This window comes from Aquimarina sp. AD10 (assembly GCF_003443715.1).
Lineage (GTDB): Bacteria > Bacteroidota > Bacteroidia > Flavobacteriales > Flavobacteriaceae > Aquimarina > Aquimarina aggregata.
In genome coordinates this window covers 4,064,697-4,085,833 of the sequence record NZ_CP031965.1, presented here as the reverse complement: position 1 = coordinate 4,085,833, position 21,137 = coordinate 4,064,697, and the positions used below count along the sequence as shown (strand labels likewise).

General features: G+C 32.0%; 16 protein-coding genes. 12 read left to right on the top strand and 4 right to left on the bottom strand.

Annotated elements, in window-relative coordinates:
* Positions 1-110: 110 nt before the first annotated feature.
* Entirely contained in the window at positions 111-1,841 is a 1,731-nt protein-coding gene (locus tag D1816_RS16830; RefSeq protein WP_118504341.1) for an AraC family transcriptional regulator, read from the top strand.
* Positions 1,842-1,986: 145 nt separating this feature from the next.
* Positions 1,987-2,187, top strand: a complete 201-nt coding sequence (locus D1816_RS25795) for a hypothetical protein (RefSeq protein WP_066315275.1) — start codon at positions 1,987-1,989, stop codon at positions 2,185-2,187.
* Positions 2,188-2,288: 101 nt separating this feature from the next.
* Here D1816_RS25795 and D1816_RS16825 read toward each other — a convergent pair whose 3' ends face one another.
* Positions 2,289-5,138 (bottom strand): glycosyl hydrolase, encoded by a 2,850-nt coding sequence (locus D1816_RS16825; protein ID WP_118504339.1) that lies wholly within the window; start codon positions 5,136-5,138, stop codon positions 2,289-2,291.
* A 269-nt stretch (positions 5,139-5,407) separates the two neighbouring features.
* Between D1816_RS16825 and D1816_RS16820 the strand changes: the two genes are divergently transcribed.
* The 8 genes from D1816_RS16820 (at position 5,408) to D1816_RS16785 (ending at position 15,596) form a co-directional block, all read left to right on the top strand.
* Complete coding sequence (locus D1816_RS16820) at positions 5,408-6,700, top strand: aminopeptidase P family protein (RefSeq protein WP_118504337.1); 1,293 nt, start codon at positions 5,408-5,410, stop codon at positions 6,698-6,700.
* Between the two features lie 157 nt (positions 6,701-6,857).
* Positions 6,858-8,519 carry an AraC family transcriptional regulator gene (locus D1816_RS16815; RefSeq protein ID WP_118504335.1) on the top strand — a complete coding sequence of 554 codons (1,662 nt, stop codon included), beginning with the start codon at positions 6,858-6,860 and terminating at the stop codon, positions 8,517-8,519.
* A gap of 95 nt (positions 8,520-8,614) precedes the next feature.
* Positions 8,615-8,917: a hypothetical protein gene (locus D1816_RS16810; RefSeq protein WP_118504333.1), complete on the top strand. Its 303-nt coding sequence runs from the start codon at positions 8,615-8,617 to the stop codon at positions 8,915-8,917.
* 119 nt (positions 8,918-9,036) lie between these two features.
* Positions 9,037-10,485: a hypothetical protein gene (locus tag D1816_RS16805; protein ID WP_118504331.1), complete on the top strand. Its 1,449-nt coding sequence runs from the start codon at positions 9,037-9,039 to the stop codon at positions 10,483-10,485.
* A 58-nt stretch (positions 10,486-10,543) separates the two neighbouring features.
* Positions 10,544-12,439, top strand: a complete 1,896-nt coding sequence (locus tag D1816_RS16800) for a hypothetical protein (RefSeq protein WP_147405012.1) — start codon at positions 10,544-10,546, stop codon at positions 12,437-12,439.
* A gap of 33 nt (positions 12,440-12,472) precedes the next feature.
* Positions 12,473-14,329, top strand: coding sequence for a hypothetical protein (locus D1816_RS16795; RefSeq protein ID WP_118504327.1), 1,857 nt, complete (start codon positions 12,473-12,475; stop codon positions 14,327-14,329).
* Between the two features lie 53 nt (positions 14,330-14,382).
* Entirely contained in the window at positions 14,383-15,024 is a 642-nt protein-coding gene (locus D1816_RS16790; protein WP_118504325.1) for a hypothetical protein, read from the top strand.
* A 197-nt stretch (positions 15,025-15,221) separates the two neighbouring features.
* Positions 15,222-15,596 (top strand): VOC family protein, encoded by a 375-nt coding sequence (locus D1816_RS16785; RefSeq protein ID WP_082832476.1) that lies wholly within the window; start codon positions 15,222-15,224, stop codon positions 15,594-15,596.
* Here the strand turns inward: D1816_RS16785 and D1816_RS16780 are convergent.
* Both D1816_RS16780 and brnQ read right to left on the bottom strand, forming a co-directional pair.
* Positions 15,593-16,975: a cytochrome-c peroxidase gene (locus tag D1816_RS16780; RefSeq protein WP_118504323.1), complete on the bottom strand. Its 1,383-nt coding sequence runs from the start codon at positions 16,973-16,975 to the stop codon at positions 15,593-15,595. The genes D1816_RS16785 and D1816_RS16780 overlap by 4 nt on opposite strands.
* A gap of 407 nt (positions 16,976-17,382) precedes the next feature.
* Positions 17,383-18,663: a branched-chain amino acid transport system II carrier protein gene (gene brnQ / locus D1816_RS16775; protein WP_118504321.1), complete on the bottom strand. Its 1,281-nt coding sequence runs from the start codon at positions 18,661-18,663 to the stop codon at positions 17,383-17,385.
* A 37-nt stretch (positions 18,664-18,700) separates the two neighbouring features.
* Between brnQ and D1816_RS16770 the strand changes: the two genes are divergently transcribed.
* Together D1816_RS16770 and D1816_RS16765 are read left to right on the top strand one after the other, a co-directional pair.
* Positions 18,701-19,480, top strand: a complete 780-nt coding sequence (locus D1816_RS16770) for an alpha/beta fold hydrolase (RefSeq protein WP_066315252.1) — start codon at positions 18,701-18,703, stop codon at positions 19,478-19,480.
* A 219-nt stretch (positions 19,481-19,699) separates the two neighbouring features.
* Positions 19,700-19,966: a hypothetical protein gene (locus D1816_RS16765; RefSeq protein ID WP_066315251.1), complete on the top strand. Its 267-nt coding sequence runs from the start codon at positions 19,700-19,702 to the stop codon at positions 19,964-19,966.
* Between the two features lie 10 nt (positions 19,967-19,976).
* On the opposite strand, the gene thiL is transcribed toward D1816_RS16765, so the two are convergent.
* Positions 19,977-21,023, bottom strand: coding sequence for a thiamine-phosphate kinase (thiL, locus tag D1816_RS16760; protein WP_118504319.1), 1,047 nt, complete (start codon positions 21,021-21,023; stop codon positions 19,977-19,979).
* Positions 21,024-21,137: the final 114 nt, after the last annotated feature.

The following is a 21,137-nucleotide window of genomic DNA, read 5'->3' as shown; positions in this document are numbered from 1 at the left end:
CACAATTTAAGTAACTGATTATCAGATTCTTATTGTCATTGTGTGTGAAAATTCAGAAAATTCAGAAAATCATATCTTTATAGCTTATATTTGATACGTATTACCTCAAAATGTTGTTAAGAATTAAACCAACATATCGTTTATTAACTACCATCGTATTAGTATTTACTATACTAAATTGCTATACTAGTTTTGGACAAAATTTAATTAATAGTTTTACGATTCCTGATTCGTTACAACAATCAAGTTTTGATGATTTATATAATGACTTTAGTAGTACTTGGTCAGATACCTTAACGTCAAAAATATATTTACATACCTATCTAAAAAAGGCTCAACTAGAAAATAGCCAAATAAAAATGGCACAAGCTTATTGCTTACTATCTCATTACTGCGAAAAAGAATCTGAAAAATTACGATTTCTAGATCTTTCTATTGTTTTAAGTAAAGGACTTGGTGACAAAAAATACCCAATGCAAGCCTATTCTTTTAAAGCGGGACATTATCTAAAAAAAGGTAGATATACATTAGCCCTAAATGATTACCTTAAAGCACTTGCTATTTCAGAAAAATTCAAAGATATAGAATACACCTATATCACCAAATATAATATTGCACGTGTCAAAACCGCGATCGAAAAACATGAAGAAGCACTTCCTCTTTTTAAAGAAAATTTTGATCATAATAGTTCAAAGTCCCCTATTAATGACAGACGATATATAAGATCGTCTATTGCACTTGCAGAATCATATCGATACAATTTTAAATTAGATTCTGCCACTACTATAAATTATAAAGCCACTCAAGAAGTCGCTAAATCTGAATATAATTTTAACAGGTTCCAGGGAAGAATTAGTATTAACGAAGGGATAAATCTCTTTTTCAAAAAAAAATACAATGTAGCCCAAGATAGTATTGAAAATGGGTTAAAATTATTAAATACGCAAACAGCCGAAAATAAAAAAACTTTGATCCTAGCTTCATTTTACCTTGGTAAACTTCAGTTATTGAAAGACAATAAAGCAGCTGCTCAAAATTATTTTAAAAAGACAGACTCAATTTTACAACATGAAATTATTACTCCTTTTGAAGTAAGGGAAGGATACGAGCACATGATTACCTTTTATAAAGAAAGTAACCAAAAAGAAACACAACTTGAATACATAGGTAAACTGCTTCGATTTGATAGTATCTTTAATCGCGAAGCTTCTTCTGTCGCTACTACACTATTTAAAGAATTCGATACTCCTGCATTACTTAAAGAAAAGGAAAGGCTTATCAATGAGCTTAAAGGAAATAATAAAAACCTTAACCTCACCGTTTTCATATTATTATTTATCACAACTGTCATTGGCGCTTTTCTATTTTGGCAATACCAGAAAAGGAAATCATATCAAGAAAAGTTTGAACATCTTATTGACCAAAAAAACACACCAAAAATTAACAAACAAAAATCAAAAGATGATATCGGAGTTCCTAAAGAAGTGGTCGAAGAAATCTTACTCAAACTTTCTTCATTTGAAGAAAAAAAACATTTCCTCAAAAAAAACATCAGCACAACTTCTTTGGCAAAGGATATAAAAACCAATACAAAATATCTTTCTAAAGTAGTTAATCACTTTAAGCAGAAAAATTTTGCCAATTATATTAATGATTTAAGGATTAACTATGCTGTTCATCAACTTAAGACTAATCCTACTTTAAAAAACTATACCATACAAGGAATCGCTGAAGAAATGGGGTTTAATACAGCAGAGTCTTTTTCGTCTGCCTTTAAGAAAACAACTGGCATTAAAACCTCTTACTTTATAAAGAAATTAAGTGCCATAGACACCTTATAATACCATTTACTATTTGAAATTACTGGTATAATTTTATCGAAATTCACGGAATTTCGAACAACAACTCTCTGCTTTACAGGTGCTTCAATAATTTTCGTAGTATATTTACTTCGGGAAATAAAAAGTAATCGAAAAATCAACAATCATGAAAAAAGCAAAGAGCAAAAAGTTAAGCTTGCAAAAATTAAGTATCGCAAAATTGAATAATATGTCTGTGATTAAAGCAGGACACCACCGTATGAGTGATAGGCCAACTTGCGGTCCTGACCAAGTATTTTACATTTATACTAAAACTTGTAAGACAAAAGCAATAAACTGCACAAGCCCAACAATAATTGGTGCTTAATTAAATACATCAAAAAACACTTAAACAAAAAAGGTCATTGATACGTATCAATGACCTTTTTTGTTTAAGTGTTTTAATGCTATACCGCATACTCATCAAGTTTATTGAACCTCGAACAGTTTTTTTTCACTTATGCTTTTGCTAGAAATCTTAACCGCATAATTTCCTATTGGTAAATAATACTTTCCATTTTTTCTTTTAGAAACTTCGTCATCAGGAAATTCTTTTTGTAGTACATCTTTTCCCTTTTCGGTAATCGTTAGGTCGTAGTTCACATAATTAAATCCTTTATCGGCCTTTACAGATAGTTCTTGTAACACTTTACCACTTTCTGTAGTAATTTGAACTGAAAAACTTCCTGCTGTAGTTGTATAAAACTGGATAGTTGAAGATGGTTCATCTGGTTTTAACCATTTGCTCCATGATACTCCCCATTGTTCTGACCATTTTATCCTTGACATTTCAAAAACATGAAGTTCTTTTTTCATGATTTCTGAATCAAGCAATTGTATGGCTTCAATATTTGTCTTATAAATACTTCGTCCATGCGTACCTAATATTAAATCTTTTGCTTTGGGTTGGATTACAAGATCATGAATTGCAACGTTAGGAAGTCCTTTAGAGAAAGCGTGCCATTTTTGTCCTTTGTTTAACGAAACATACGCCCCGTTATCTGTTCCTAAATAAATTACATTCTCGTTATCTGGATCTTCTTTGATCACATTTACAGGAGACATAGGAATGGTTTCTCCAATATTTTTCCAAGTTTGCCCATAATTTTCACTTACATATACATAGGTTTTAAAATCATCCCATCGATAACCGTTTAGCGTTACATATACTCTTTCTTTTTTATGTGAAGAAGCTACGACTCTGGATACCCATAAATTCTTCGGAAATGTATCTGAAATTTTAGTCCAATTACCCCCTCCGTTTTTTGTTACATAAACCAATCCATCATCACTGCCCGTGTATATAAGTCCAAACTGAAATGGTGACTCTGAAATTGTAGCTAAAGTACCGTATGCTACATTCCCTTTCTTGCCCCCTTTAGTTAAGTCATTAGAAATTGCTGTCCAATCATCTCCTTGGTTCATTGACCTCATTAACTTATTAGCACCCATATATAAAATATCCTGATTATGTGGCGATAATAGTATTGGCGTTTGCCAGTTAAATCGGTAAGGTGATTCTCCTAACTCATGTTTAGGTTGTATATAAGTTTGCTTATTTTTTGAACGATCTAGTCTAAAATAATTTCCGAACTGAAATCCTGTATATACTATATTAGCATCTCGAGTATCTATTTGCACTTGCATACCGTCGCCTCCCATTATGCTTTGCCAGGGGTAACGCCCACTTTGATGCCATGAATCATCTTCTCGCACTGTATTTGGTCCCATCCAAACACCATTATCCTGAAGTCCCCCATAAATATTATAGGGAGTTTCGTTATCTACATTTATATAATAAAACTGACCTACAATAGGTTGATTAGCTTTGATCCAATTTGCACCATCATCATAAGAAATATTCACTCCTCCATCATTACCATTTACTAAATGATTTGGGTTTTTTGGGTTAATCCATAAAGCATGGTGGTCAGCATGAACGTTTTTACCATTTATACTTGTAAATGTTTTTCCTGCATCTTTAGATTTTAATACAGGTACTCCCGAAATGTATATGTGATCTTTATTTGATGGATTTACTTGTATCTGGGCAAAATAATACCCATAACTATAAAAAATATCATCTAAAAAGTCTGTATGTGTTTTTTTCCAAGATGTTCCTCCATCATCTGTGCGATATACTTCTGCTCCTACGACAGGGGTGTCAAATAACATTGCGTTGGCATCTTCTAAATATTTGGCGAGATCTACAGGTTTTACAGTACCTCCTCTAACTAGTTGTTTTAAGTTATCTGCTCTGTATTTTTCCTGAAAGCCATTAGTCTTAAGAAATGCATTTAGTTTTTTATCCTCTAGATTTAAAAAAGTATCTGTGGACATAGTTTTAAAATTCTCTTTAGTCAATCTATCTCCATTCTTTTCTTCATTATTTTTCTTTCTTCTAAATTGATTATCATGTACGGCATATACTGTGTTCTCATCAAAAACGGCTAACCCTATTCTTCCAACTCCATCTCCGGTAGGAAAGCCACTATTTTCTAAAGAAATCTTTTGCCATGTACTACCAGCATCCATACTTTTATATATTCCTGACCCAGTACCATTTCCTCTAAAATTCCATGCTTTTCGATCTTTATCCCATGCAGCAGCATACATTGTTTTAAAATTATTAGGTGCATAGGCTAAATCAATAATTCCTGTCTGATTGTTTATAAACAATGTCTTTTTCCAACTACTCCCTCCGTCTGTAGTTTTGTAAATTCCTCGTGATTCGTTCGGTGAGTATAAATGTCCCGTAACCCCTACAATAACCTCATCAGCATTGTTTGGATTAATAATAATTCTTCCTATATGATGAGAATCTGGTAGTCCAACATTTTTCCATGTTTTACCTTTATCAGTCGATTTTAAAATTCCAACTCCAGCATAAGATGATCTAGAAGAGTTGTTTTCTCCTGTTCCAACCCAAAGAATATCATTCTTCCAATCTACTGCAATATCTCCAACATTAATCGTCTCTGCAGTATCCAATACAGGTATAAAAGTGGTTCCGTTATTAGTTGTATACCATAGTCCACCAGAAGCATACCCAACATAAAACTCTGTAGTATTATCTGGGTTTACATCTATATCTACTACCCGACCACTCATCACCGATGGCCCTATATTATGAAATGGTATGTTCTTGACTAAAGACTCTTTTTCTATTTTTTGTTTTTGTAACAATCCCTTTTTAACAAGCTCTGCATTGGTAGCTTCTTGTGAAAAAATAGAAATAGAAATAAAGAAGAGTGCTAATGATGATGTAAATATTTTCATTTTGATGGAAATTTAGTGCGTCGAAATAGGCTATGACTCCAAAATCAAAAAATTATCTTTTTAGTATTGCAGATTCCGACTTAGCTACTTTTGTGATAAATTTAAGCAGATGAAAGTAACTTTTGTTAATACAACCTCAAAATTTTTACATATTGTTTAACAATACATTCTTTTGGCTTTAGTATTTTTGGAAATCCTTAAAGGCTATATAAAATAAAATGTTTTTATAGCGCATTTTATCATACTTCTTAAAAGTAATATATAAACAGATGAAATACCACCAAATAGATTCAAACCTCTTTATTAAAAATCGTAAAAATTTTGCTGCACAAATGAAACCTAGTAGCATTGCTGTCTTTAACAGTAATGATATTTACCCTATTAGTGCAGATAGTATGATGCCTTTTGAACAGCATAGAGATATTTTTTATCTAAGTGGTGTTGATCAAGAAGAAAGTATTTTAGTGCTTTTTCCTGATGCTCCAGCTGCTAAGCATCGCGAAATCCTATTTTTAAAGGAAACTAATGAGCACATTGCAATTTGGGAAGGCGAAAAACTGACTAAAGAACGTGCCTTTGAAGTTTCAGGAATTAAAACAGTATACTGGCTTCAGGATTTAGAAAAGGTTTTTTTTGAAATCATGACGCAATGTGATACTGTATATGTTAATACGAATGAGCATTACCGATCTCATGTAGAAACCGAAACACGAGAAGACCGTTTTACAAAATGGTGGAAAAATAAATACCCCGCTCACTCTGTAGCTAAAAGCAATCCTATTTTACAACGACTACGTTCTGTAAAAGATCCAATAGAAATTGATCTAATGCAGACTGCTTGTAACATTACTGAAAAAGGATTTCGTAGACTTTTAAGCTTCGTAAAGCCTGATGTTTGGGAGTATAATATTGAAGCAGAATTATTGCACGAATTCATCAATAACAGATCTAAAGGTTTTGCATACACTCCAATTATAGCTAGTGGTAAAAATGCAAATGTATTGCATTATATAGAGAACAATCAACAATGTAAAGCTGGGGATTTAATCTTGATGGATGTAGCTGCAGAATATGCCAATTATTCTAGTGACCTTTCTAGAACAATTCCTGTATCAGGAACATATACCAAACGTCAAAGAGCTGTTTATGACGCCGTTCTCAGAGTTAAGAAAGAAGCTACCAAAATGCTAGTCCCAGGAACTATATGGGCTGATTACCATGTTGAAGTAGGAAAAATTATGACTTCAGAACTACTTGGTCTTGGACTCCTTGACAAAGCTGATGTTCAAAAAGAAAACCCAGAATGGCCAGCCTATAAAAAATATCTAATGCATGGTACTTCTCATCATATTGGATTAGACACACATGATTACGGAATCCTTACCGAGCCTATGCAAGCTAACATGGTATTTACCGTCGAACCCGGCATATATATCCCTGATGAAGGATTTGGGGTTCGTATCGAGGATGATGTTGTGATACAAGAAAAAGGAGAGCCCATTAATCTTATGCAAAACATTCCTATTGAAGCCGAAGAAATTGAATCGTTAATGAATCAATAATAAGTGTTAATTAGAAACGATTATTTAAAAGAACTTTGAAATTTTCAGAGTTCTTTTTGTATTTATTAGGAATGCTTTTTATCATAAAAGTCAATAAAAGCAATATCTTTGAAAAATAGTTTACCTATTAAAAAGTATTCTTATAGCCTCCGTCAAAATGCAGAAAGTCCTATATACCATCTTTGTACTCTGTATTAATATCATATCTGTCTTTGCGCAAGACTCTTTGGATATTGATTTTTCATTATATAACAAAGTAGTAAACTCACCTCAAGATAGTATTACTAAATATAAAAACCTATCTAGAGAAGCCTATAGAGTCGGTGATCTAAATACTTTTAAAACGTACAGTGATATTGTTTTGGCAATTGCAATTGCCAATGATTTAGAAGAAATTAGGGTTAGATCTTTGGTAAACATTGCTATTTATTATCAACAAACAGATCAATACGAAAAATCGTTAGAGTCATACCTTGAAGCTGAAAAGCTAGTTACTGTACTACCTAATGGTTCTTATTTAAAAATCCTTATTGAAACTAATTTAGGGAATCTACACAATTCATTAGGCAATTCTGAGTTAGCGATTTTGGCTATGAAAAAGGCTCTTGAACTATCCAAAGATCATGATAATACAGAAGAGTTTGAAAATGTTGCATATAGCGTATTGGGTACAGCATATTTAAATCAAAAAAAGTTTCACGACGCCTTGACGTACATGAAACTATCTAAAAAACTGGCGATTAAAATGAATCGTGATGATAATTTGATTAGAACAATGATCAATATATCCGAGTGTTATTTAAAGGAAAAAAAATACGAAGACGTCATTAAAAATAGTTCAGAAGTATTAGAGTTAATTACCAATAAAGAATCTATAGAAAGTAAAGCCTTAACCCAAATAACTATTGGTGCAGCATATATTGGTCTAGAAAAATACGCAAAAGCGCTAACTCCTCTAGAAGAAGCCAAAGACATTGGAGTTTCTGGAGGGTTTCTAAAAATTAAGATGGATGCTCATAACTATTTGGCACAAGTCTATGAGTCTTTGGGTAAGCTAAAAAAATCTTTAGGTGAACAAAAGGCATATACTCAAACCAGAGATCAATATTTTAAAACTTTATCTAAAGCGCAACGACTCAAAGTTGAAAAAGAATCTGAAATCAAATCTGATATTATATCTCAACAACAAGAATCCATTGTATTTCTTAGTAAAGAAAAACAATTATCTATTTTTGCCGGAGTAGTTTTAGTTATTTTATTCATTGTGTCTTCAATAATTTATTGGAATAGACGCAGAAAATTAAAAGAAGAATCAATTCAACTTCAGGGAGATAAACTATTACTAAAAAGTGAAAACGAGGTTTTAAAAGACAAATTAAATACGATTGCTCTTACCAATCATAAACAAAAAATCTCTGAACAAAATTCACAATCTAAAGAGTTTAAAAAAACCTCATTTTCACTTCAAGAGCAAGAAAAGCATATGAAGAATGTTTTGGAATATATGGAAGAAAAAAAACCATATCTAGATCATGAAATTAAACAATCTGATATTGCCAAAAATTTAGATATGAGCGTTCATCTTTTCTCTGAGGTTCTTAATGCTTGTTTCAAAAAAAACTTTAATAGCTTTATCAATTTGTATCGAGTTGATCAAGCAAAACAATTGATGAAAAATCCGAGATATAAACATTACAAGATTTTAGCTATTGGATATGAAGCAGGGTTTCCTAGCAAGACTTCTTTTAACCGGGTTTTTAAAAATCTAGTAGGGCTTACTCCTACAGAATATCAAAAAAAACACTCAAACTCTCTTTAAATACAACAGGAAAGTATACGCCTCATTTTATAAGTTGAAACGGTTTAAACAGTATTTAATATTACTTTTCAAATCTAATATTAAATAAATTAAGCATGAACTTACTAAAAGTGCTTTTAAGTATACTTGCTACATTTGCTCTTCTTTTTTTAGGATTGTACATCTATTTTGTTCATTATGCAGATCATGGTGCAGATGGGTTAGGCGGTTTTTTTATGGCTATTATTTGTGGTGGACTATTTTTAATCTGCCTTGTAAGCATCATTAGTATTCTATCTATTATTCTGTTTCCTAAAAGTAATAACGGTACTCGATTTTTTATTGCAACACTAAGTTCTATTATAGCTGTGTATATAGCTTTGGCTCTGACATTTCTTCCAACACTAGGTTTTTGGTAATACTCTGATTATTCGCAAAAACTACGTGTGCCATATTATAATCTGGTACGCTTTTCCAATACTACTCTACTACATTTGAGCAAAATAATTTGGAAAACAAAACCTAGATTTTATTAGTTATGAAAAATACTTTTATTAGATTTCTTTTGGCAACACTAGCCATAACCATTTTTTCCTGTAGCCCTGAAGATGGGGAAGATGGAACTAACGGTATTGATGGAATCGATGGAACAAATGGCGCAGATGGAACAAGCAACGGATTAGGAATTATTGCATTCTCTGCAGACGTCACTAATGAGGAAGCCGCCTCTATCATTGCCGAAAATGCCGGAAAAAATACACATACCATAATAGTTACCAATACCACTAATTTAACAACCTTAGATGTATCCTCGATCTCGAACTTGGTAATCTTAAATGTCTTTAATAATGAAAAATTACAAAGTATTTCATTATCCAATCTAAAATCTATTATAGAGTCGGCAACTATAAATAGCAACCCTGTACTTGAAAATATCAATTTTGAAAACTTAAAAACTTCATTAGGAAATTTTTCGATTAGCAATAATAATATGCTTAACACTATTAATTTAAATAACATTATTGATGCACAAAGGATTTCTATTTCTAATAATATGGCACTAGAAAATATTGATCTACCCTTATTGTCCAAAGTAGGTCTATTAACTATTTCAAATCAAGAAAACCTGACGAATCTAACGTTTCCCAACCTAATGGAAATATCATCATTTAGTTTTTCTAATAATGATATGATCGAAGAATTTAGTTTGCCAGAATCAATCACAACTGATCCTGAGAACCTTGGTTCTTTCTCTATTAATGGTAATCAAGCTCTAAAAACTATTGTATTGACAAACATATCCAATGCAGGTCGTATTTCTATAGGATCAAATCCTAATTTGACTTCATTGATACTAGATGACTTGGTATCAGCAAATTCTTCTATTAGAATTACTAGTAATATCTTATTAAATACTGTTTCTTTTGCTAGTTTACAAAACACGCTCTCCATTGACATATCTCGTAATGAAGCATTAGCCAGTATTAACTTTGATGCATTGCAACAGGTTAATAGTACTATTTCCATAATAGATAACGCTGCGTTGCAAGCACTATCTTTTCCTTTACTAACATTGGTAGGAGACGAGTTTAGAGGTCGTATTACTATGAGAGATAACGATCTTCTAAATACTATTTCTTTCCCTAATCTAGAGACTTTAGGCCAAATTTCATCTTCAAGTATTGATATTCGAGCTAATACTCTAGAATCTATTGATTTAAACAAATTAGCTGTTGTTACTGACTTTAGACTGTTTTCAACTACAACATTAACAACCGCAAACTTATCTTCTATTCAAGATTTTGATTCTATAAGTCTTAGTCGACTTGCAAGTACTGAAATTGATGGTTTAATCACACGATTGGTAAATATAACTCCTCTCCTTACCGGAAAAAGAATTTCTTTAAGAGGTACTGCATCCTCTCAAGCAATAACAGATATAGAAACTTTAAGAACTAATGGAAATACTATTAGTATTAGAGATTAACCGTATCAAAACATAGTTTGTAATAGTATAAAAGAAACAAAACATAGACTCATTAATTATGAAATATATATCCTTTAAATTTTTATTAATAACCATATTGATAACCACCTTTTCTTGTAGTTCTGATGGAGAAGATGGTATAGATGGTACCAATGGTATTGATGGTGTAAACGGAACAGATGGAACAGATAATGGATTTGGATATCTTGTCTTTTCTGGAGATATCACAAATGAAGAAGCCATAGCATTGGCAGCAGAAACTGCAGGTAAAAACACACATACCTTACTTATCAAAAATACAACCAACCTAACAAGCATAGAGCTACCCGAAATTACCACTTTAGTGAATCTTGAGGTGATTGGAAACGAAAACCTACAACGATTATCGCTACCCAATCTAGAATCTGCTTTCGAAGAAGTAAACATTCGCTCTAATAAGACATTAGAAATTATTGATTTAGCCAAATTAGATGGTAGTTTCGGGAGTTTTAGTATCATTGACAATACTGTCTTAACTACTATCAATTTTACTAACTTAAATACAGTTACAGGCCTTAGAATTGAAGAAGTCCCTTTGTTAGAAAGCTTAAACTTACAAAACATTCAAAATATAGATTTTCTAACACTACAATCACTTCAAAATCTAACCTCAATAAATGCGGCATCTCTAGAAACAATTGATTTTTTAAGAGTGAGAAATAATGAAAAACTAACTACTATTGATTTTCCTAAGTTATCAACTTCTCAACGAATTGATATTACTAGTAATCCTGGTTTAGAAACAGTAAACCTACCTGCACTAACTGCTTCAAATGCATATAACAGTAACTCTGTTTTTGATGAAGAGGATGATAGTGAGGTTTCTTTGATAAGTAATTCAAGCCTTACTACAATTAACCTTAGTGCTCTTACTAATTTTGGTGATATATCTATTAGAAATAATGAAAATTTAACCTCACTTAATACAGATGCCATTATATCAGCAGGGCGTATTTCTTTTAGTGCCAATCCTAAAGTACAAACAATTTCATTTCCTAATATGACCAGCTGTAATGGTGCATTTATTTCTGAAAATCAACAATTAACAAGTATTGTATTTTCTAATGTAACCCAAAGTACCAGAAGCATTCAGTTTTCACAAAATCCAGTGCTTACAAGTATTGATTTTTCTAAATTAAATAGTAGTGATGGAATTAGTATTTCTGGAAACGAAGAACTGATTAATATTGATTTTTCTGCTCTAGAAAATAATGAAGGAAGTTTATCTATGGGTACAAACCCAAAACTTTCGATTATTTCTTTTCCGAATTTAAAAACTTCTGAATCCTCCTTCTCTATAGCAAATAATGATGTATTATCAGAAATATCATTTCCTATGTTAGCTTCAGTAGGTGATCAAAGACGTTCTAATTTCAATATAGAAAATAATCCTTTGATAAATGAGCTTACTTTCCCTGCACTGCAGAAAATCGAACTCGGAGGGCTTACTATTTCAAATAATAGTGCGTTGACTTCTATATCGTTTCCATTATTAACTTCTGTTGGTAATGACATTACTTCGGATCTTAGGATAAGGAATAATAATCTTGTAAAGAATATCTCATTTCCAAGCCTTATAACAGTAAATTCTATTCGAACTATCGATATTTCTGAAAATGCTCTTGAGACTTTAGATTTTAGTAGCCTCAGTACTTTATTATTTTTAAATATAGATTCTACTGTATTATTAACACAAGTAAATCTTTCTTCTATTCAACAATTTTCAAGATTAGACTTAAACAGCCCTGGTAGATTATCTACCTCAGTAATAAATAATATCATCACAAGGCTAGTAAATATAACTCCCGCAATTACTCAGAAAAGAATTTCAATTACAGGAGTAGCATCTGATCAGGCCTTACTTGATATTGAAACACTTAGAACTAATAACAATACGGTTAGTATTAGAGAATAATTTTAAAAACACATAAAACTAAATCATTTAATTATGAAATATATATTTCTTAGATTTTTACTAATAACATTAGCTATAACTGTTCTTTCATGTGAAGGCGAAGATGGTATGGATGGTATCAATGGCGAAGATGGTGTTGATGGTGTTAATGGCAGTAATGATGGATTAGAGTTTTTAGTATTTGCCGGAGATGTAACTAATGAAGAAGCTACCCAAATTATAGCAGAAAATTTTGGGAAAAATACGCATACACTTTTAGTTATTAATACTACAGAATTAACATCTCTGGAGCTTCCAGACATTACATCCCTTGTTAGACTAGAAGTAAAAGACAATAAAACCTTACAAAGTATTGCGATTCCAAATTTGACTTCTGTTACTCAAGATATTGATATATACGCTAATGATGTATTAGCAAGTATTAATTTAGAAGCGTTAAGTAACGTAAGTCGTATAGACATAGAAAACAATGCTACATTAACAAATGTAAATCTGAATGCACTTTCGGGAATATCAGGCATTCAGTTTAGAGAAAATCAACTTCTAGAAACACTTGCTTTTCCTGTCTTAAAAGAAATAAACTTTATTAGTTTACGATCATTGCCTAATTTATCAAACTTAGATTTGAACACTCTAGAAACAGCCGGAAGCATAAGTCTTACAAGTACTAAAATGTCCTCTTTTATTTTGCCTAAGTTAACCACTTTAAGTAGTAGTTTATCATTGTCTAGTAATGAAGATATGATTTCGGTAGCTATTCCTTTACTAGCAAATAGTTCTGAGGATGGCGCAGATATTTCCATTCAAAGCAATACTAATCTTACAACAATAAATCTTGGAAATCTAGACAAAATTGAACGGTTTACTATTAACAACAATCAAAATTTATCTCTTTTTGAGGCAAATGAGCTGGTAGCTATTACAAATAGATTTACCTTAAGCAATAATGAAAATCTAAGTTCTTTTTCACTTCCTAAGTTAGTAAGTATTCCATCTCTTACAATTTCTCAAAGTAATTTGCTAAATATAAATTTTAATGCATTACAAGAAATATCATTTATAAGTATCGAAGAAAACGAAAAATTAGAAGCACTAGGATTTTCTAGTTTGACTAAAATCGATAGGATCACAATTTCAGAAAATAAAATAGTAAGTAGTATCAGTTTTGATGCTTTAGAAACTATAGAAGGAAGTCTTACCATTAGTGATAATGAAAATTTAAAAACTATTATTTTTCCCAATTTGACGTCCATAAATAACAGTTTATCTATCGGCCTTAATACTGCTCTTGAAACATTATCGTTTCCTTTATTATCATCAACAGGTGGAGATAATCCAGAAATAAGGTCTAGCTTTTCTGTTTTCAGTAATACATTATTAAATAACCTTGATTTTCCTAATTTAGTAACCGTAAATGGATCTTTTGTGGTCAGTTCTAATAATGCGTTATCTACAATAGTTTTCCCGCTACTAACTTCTGTAGGAAATGATATTGCTAATAGTTTTATAATTTCAGATAACACCGTCACCAGTATTACTTTTCCAAATCTTGAACTTGTAAATAAGAATATACGAGAAATAAGTATTCGAGAGAATGTTCTGGAGATGTTAAACTTTACAAAGCTTGTTACTTTTAACATCTTAGATGTAGATTCTACTGCTATTCTAACTTCGGTAAACATATCCTCTGCACAAGATTTTTTTAGACTAGAGCTTGAAAGCCCAGGCAGTCTTTCTAATGCAGCTGTAGAAAGTGTACTAAACCAATTAGTAAGTATAACACCCGCTATAACAGGAAAAAGTATTAGAATCAAAGGTGTGTTATCCGCACAAGCAATAACAGACAGAGATACACTAGTTGCAAATGGAAATAGTATATCTATTAGATAGAATTATAATGTAATTGTAGATATAATCGAAATGAAAAAACAAAATATTTAATTATGTGGATATCTGTTAAAGAACATATTGTAGATGAAGAAGTATTTGAATTAAAAACTAACAATTGCAAATCTGGTAAGGTGATCTTACAATTGATTCGTCGAGATGTTAGAGTTTCTTTCTTTCTTTTTCCTAAAAAAGTTACACAAGTAATTTGCCATGATACTGGAAAAAAAATAAAAAAAGCCTTCTGGAATACAACTATAGAAACAACAGCAGAAGAAATGAGGAAAAAGCTAAAAGTTCCGATGTGGGGATATTGGAGTTTAGGTACAATTGCTTTAGCCCTTCTTCTTGCTGTTTCTATTGGTTTCTATTCAGAAATTAATAGCAATGCAGATTATCAGAAATCCTTTATGGCACAAAATAATAAACAAAAGGAACTCATTTTACAAAAGTTAGCTATTGGGGATTTGGTATCCACTATGAATAAGGTCTACAAAATACAGTCTATAGATGATGAGAATCTTGTTTTAATTGAAAGTAAAAATCCTGTAAACGAAGGAAACTTTTCTAATGGATTAACTAATGAAGCGTATCCCGAATCCTCTTTTACCGGGTCAAAACTTAAAATCTCTAGATCTAAATTTATCACTGGGATTATCTCAAATACTGATATGATTCTTAATGTATTGGATAATTAAATCTAAACGATACTTTGTACTATACCTGTCAAGGAACTGCAGAAAAGATTCTTTAGCGACTTTAAGAGTGAAGTATTCACAAAAATAAAGCTTGAAAATCAATTGGTTTTCAAGCTTTATTTTTGTTAGTAAATAGAATATTTTTACCCTTTTCTTCGTTGAATATAAAAACCGCTCTATTGTAGTCTATGCAACGAATGAAAATTACAGCTGGCCATCAGCAAGCCATGCCCTATTTAGTCGTCGAAAAAGCCGAAGATTTTATCGATTTTATTAGAAAAATATTTCAAGCACAAGAAATGATCCGTACTCTTGATGTCGATAATCGCATACAGCATTCTGAAATTAAAATAGGAGATAGTACCATTTTGCTTACCGAAGCATCAATAAATTACCCTTCTCACCCAGGATCAATGTATGTATATGTAAAAGACACAGACCATACCTATTACGAAGCACTGGATGCAGGTGCTACTCCTCTTATGGAACCCATGGAAGAAGACCATGGTGCCAGAGGAGCGGGTTTCAAAGATCCTTTCGGTAACACTTGGTGGATTGCAACTTTAAATTAGTTACATCCTAAATCCACTTTTGATGTAGGGTCATTGTTTGGAAAACAGAATCCTGAATTTACAGCCGCCGGGACATATCGATCCAAATTTGGGTCTCTTAATCCATTTTCAATAAACAATGTGAGATTAGTAATCTGATTTTCTGTGAGCGCTTGAACATTTACAAACTGTCTTGCCAGTTGCTCTACAGGAACCTCAGCGTTTTGAGGTACGCCATTTATTTTGTATTCGACCACATCTCTAACCGAAGTAAAAGTACCGCCATGACCAAAAAATCCATTATCGACTAAATTATAAAGTGTTGGTGTTTTAAACTTATACTCATCTTTTGTCTTTTTAGTAAACCCACCTCGTCCCTTTTTAACATCATCAAAATTTACTCCGGCTAATACTATTGCCTGACTTGAATTATCAAAATCGCCCATACCAAGAGCATAAAACTTTTTATCATTCAAGGCTGGACCTGTATGACATTTAAAACATTTTCCTTTACCAAAAAACACTCTTGCTCCCTTTTTTTCCTTATTGGTAAGAGCAGTAAGGTCACCTTTTAACCATCTTTGCCATGGTGATTGGTTTGGCAACACTGTTCGTTCATAAGCAGCTATTGCAAGTGCCCCATTTTCTTTAGAATATCGCTCACTTTTAGGAACTCCAGGAAATGCCTTATTAAATAGTTTTTTATAGTCAAAGTCCTTTACAAAATCTTTATCTATTAATAATCGGTGAGCATCTTGCCCTTTAATTGCCTGAACTTCTACTCCCTGAAGTCCTGTAAAATTCTCAGGAATGTTAGTCCAACTTGCTTCTGTACCAGCATTTGTTCCTGTACCTCCAAATTGTCCATTCCATAACATTACATCTTGATATGCCACATTTAATATTGTTGGAGTACGAATAGGTTGTATATCTACAAGATCTAACGGAACACTAGGGTCTATAATTCTACCACTTCCATTAGTGCCAAATCCTACGCCTGATTCTCCTAAACCTTGTCTAAGCCTTGCACTAAAACCTGCAGCTGCATGATGACAAGAAGAACAAGAATATGTTGCTTTTTTAGTAGCCACCTTAGGGCTTCCTCCTGTCGCAGTTTCATGAAAAAGAAGCTTTCCTAATTCTACTTTCTTTGCCGTAATAGGGTTTAAAGGATCCTGAGGAATGTTACTAAAATCATCACTGTCGGGTAGTATAAAAAAAGAAACTCCGATACCATCGGTTACACTATCTAATCTCTGTAACAACTTTTGATCTTGTACAGTTGCGTTTGAATACGATTTTAAATCATTTTGATTCGTATCAGAATCTAAAGAAACATATTCATCTTTTTCGCAAGACATTAAAACTAAAACCAGGATAAAAAAATAGCTTTTTCTCATCGAAATACATTTAAATTAAACACTAAAATTCACACTGAATGACGATGTACTATATTGCTAGGCCTCTAAGCCCCTTCTGACTAAATAATTTCTTAAATATATATTAAAAAATCGATAAAATACACCTTAAAAGGACTAACCGTAAAAAGTTTGCGTAAAAATAGTTGATACTTCTCGGCTCAAGAAAAAGATACACTGGTTATTCATACTGTACTAATTGTGTTCGAATGATTTAAGTCACAAAATCAAAAAACACCATAAGTACCTAAATTAGGTAAACAAATGCTGTAAAGGCTCATAAAAAGCTTAAACAAGAAGAAAAACAATAGTACTATCTAGGTAGTAAGCACAGTATAATTTTAAACGATAAAATAGTAAGAAATAACTTACTTAAGAATTCATAAAATTTAATCTTGCTTTTTTCGTAACAACAAATAACTGTTCATTATCAAAAAAATAAGTATTGCAGGCAACAACCAAGCTAAGCTATATTTTCCAAAAGGAAGGTGTTCTAAAATAGGTGCAACGCTATTTTTTAATCCTATTGAAGCCAAAAAATCCGGAATACTAAAAATAATAGTTACGACAACCACTGATCTAAAAACTTTTGGTTTCGTAAATTTTTCTGGTACTACATTTAAGAGTATCAAAATAATTGTGATAGGATAGATAACCATTAATGCAGGCACTGCTACTGTTATAATATAGTGCACATCAAATTGCCCCATAAGTACTCCCAGCATGCAACCAATAATAGCCGTTATGAGATAGGCTTTTTGAGAATTATCAAATATACCTTTCATAAAATCTGCAGTTCCTGTTACGATACCAACCGCTGTTGTAAAACAAGCAAGACCTACTAAAATGCTAAGAAAAACTTTACCGATACTTCCTAAAGTTTTAAAACTTATACCCGACAACAATTCTGTTCTAGAGATCGTTGCGTCAAAATCGGTATTAAACAAGGCCCCATTATAGATCATTCCTGAATAGATAATTAAAAGTCCAATTCCAGCAACAATTCCAGATTTAATGATCAATTTTTTATTAGATTGAAAATCTTGTTTCCCCTTAAGATTAAGCGAAATTATAATTACGCCACCAACCACAACAGCTCCAATAGCATCAAAAGTCTGATACCCCTCTAATAAACCACTTATAATAGGAGTTTGAAAATCTGATGGGGCAATAGATGCTTGTGTCGAAAAAAATGAAATACAAATAATACTTAAAATAACGATAAAAATTACAGGAGAAAGAAACTTACCCAGTAGTCCTAAAATTTTGGATCTATTTAGAACAAAAATCAAAACTAGAGCAAAATAAACTGTACTTGTTAACCAGGAACTAACATCAAAAAATGGTTGTATTGCCATTTCATGAGTTACCGAAGCCGTTCTTGGCGATGGCAACGTGATTGATATTATATACACCAATAGACAATATACAAAGCTAAATTGTGGAGACACTTTTTTAGCAAAATCCAGCATTGTACCCTGTAATTTAGCATGAGCAACAATACCAAGTAAAGGTATGATTACAGCAGAAATAACAAATCCTATCGTTACTAAAGACCACATATCACCTGCCTTGTATCCTAATAACGGAGGAAGCATTAGGTTACCTGCTCCAAAAAACATAGAAAATAATGCAAATCCTGCAACGAAAGTTTCTTTATTAAATCTCATTTAATTACGTTTATGTGCCTAAAAATAAAATTTCAAAATGATATTAGCATATAAAGGCATTAAAATAAATTATAATTCTGAAGGAAATGGAAGACCCCTTGTGTTTTTACATGGTTTTCTAGAAAATTCTACAATGTGGAAAGACACCATTCTCTTTTTTTCAAAACATTATAAATGTATCACTATTGATTTACTTGGTCATGGTGATACCGGGTCTCTTGGCTACGTTCATACAATGGATGCTATGGCAATGGCCGTTCGTTCTGTTTTAGATCATTTAAAAATTTCTAAAGCTACCATAATAGGGCACTCTATGGGAGGGTATGTTGCATTGGCATGTATCGATCAGTTTTCTGACTTATTCTCTGGATTGGTTTTACTTAACTCAACTTCTTTTCCTGATAGTGCCGAACGAAAAGTTAATCGCACACGAGCAATTCAAATTGTTAAAAAAAATCCGAATGCATATACCAGTATGGCTATTGCAAATTTATTCGCAGAAAAAAACAGAAAAAACTTTCTTAAAGAAATAGAAGAAATTAAAAACCAAGCATCAAAAACTTCATTACAAGGAATTATATCGGCTCTTGAAGGAATGAAAATAAGAAAAGATTATACAAAAACCTTGTTAAGATTTAAAGGATCAAAAGTAATTTTTTCTGGACAATATGATCCTGTTCTTTCATATGCACAAAACCAAAAAGAAACAAAACTGTGTAACATTGATCACATTAGTTTTAATGGAGGCCATATGTCTTACCTCGAAAACAAGAAAGAGTTTTTAAGTGAATTAAAAAGTTTTTTAGAATCCTATTGACAAGAAATTAACAAAATCCTATAATCTTTTCAACACTTCTTATAGATGAAATACGTATTATTCGGTCTAATAACCGTATAAAATAGGAATTTTAGTTAAAAAATCCTTATTTGAACCAAAAAATTCTTACAAACAACTTGTTAATAACTTTTTTTTTATTATTATTGTATTGATAATGAACCTATAATCCCCTTTACATGTATTAATACCCCTAGAAATATGAAAAAATCTACCCCAACTCCTACATTTTCCTTCTCTAAAATATACTGTTCTCTATTCGGTCACGATTACGTTTTAAGTAAAGATGTAACACATCACATTAAAGAATATTCCTGCTCACATTGTAATGAACAAGCAACAACAAATAGCAGAGGCAGATTAGAGGTAATGACTCCTAAGTTAAAAGAGATTAATAACGCTTTAGCTTCTGTACACGCTAAAAAAGCAAAAAGAAAATCTGAGACCACATTTCAGGCAGCATCATAATTTTTTAGTATCATTCTTTAATAGGATTCCATCCTTGAGCTTGCAATGCAATCTTTTCATTTGCTCTGGTAACTAAACCTATTCCACTTTTCTCATCTACAATATGACCTATTACTGTTAGATTGGGATTCGCTTTTATTTTTGGAAAGTCTTCTTGTTTTATAGTAAATAATAATTCATAATCTTCACCTCCATTAAGGGCAACGGTAGTACTATTCAATTTAAATTCTTCACAAATAGAAATTACAGCTGGATCTAGTGGTATTTTTTCTTCATACACATTGGCACCTACTTTAGATTGTGTACAAAGATGAATAACCTCAGAAGATAAACCATCACTTATATCAATCATACTTGTTGGTTGTACATCTAGTGCTTTTAAAAGCTCTGCAATGTCTTTACGTGCTTCGGGTTTTAATTGTCGTTCTATAAGGTAAGTATATTGGTCTAAATCTGGTTGCGAATTTGGATTTACCTCAAACACTTGTTTTTCTCTCTCTAAAACCTGAAGTCCCATATAAGCAGCTCCTAAATCCCCCGTTACGACTAAAAGGTCATTCTCTTTGGCTCCAGATCTATAGGTTAGTACTTCCTGATCTGCATGTCCAACAGCCGTTATACTTATTAACAATCCTGTAGTCGATGAAGTTGTATCTCCTCCTACGACATCTACATTATAAATTTTAGCAGCAGTTTCAATTCCTGCATACAATTCTTCCAAAGCTTCTAGTGGAAACCTGTTTGACACTGCAATCGAAACAGTAATCTGGGTCGCCTGAGCATTCATAGCATATACATCTGATAGGTTTACAACAACAGCTTTGTATCCAAGATGTTTCAAAGGCATATAGGTAAGGTCAAAATGCACACCCTCGATCAACAAATCCGTTGTTAACACACACTTTTTACCATCAAAATCCAAAACCGCTGCATCATCTCCGATTCCCAAGTGCGTTGTTTCTTGTTTGATTTCAAAATTCTTTGTCAAATGACGTATAAGTCCAAATTCTCCTAACTCAGACAATGATGTTCTAGGTGTGTTTTTATCTTCAATCATGCTGCAAATTTAATCAACAATGTTTTGAGTGTTACTATATTTTATATGTTTTATAAAAAAGACAATACTTTAAATACAGATAACACCTTGATTTATAATTATTTTAATTTATAA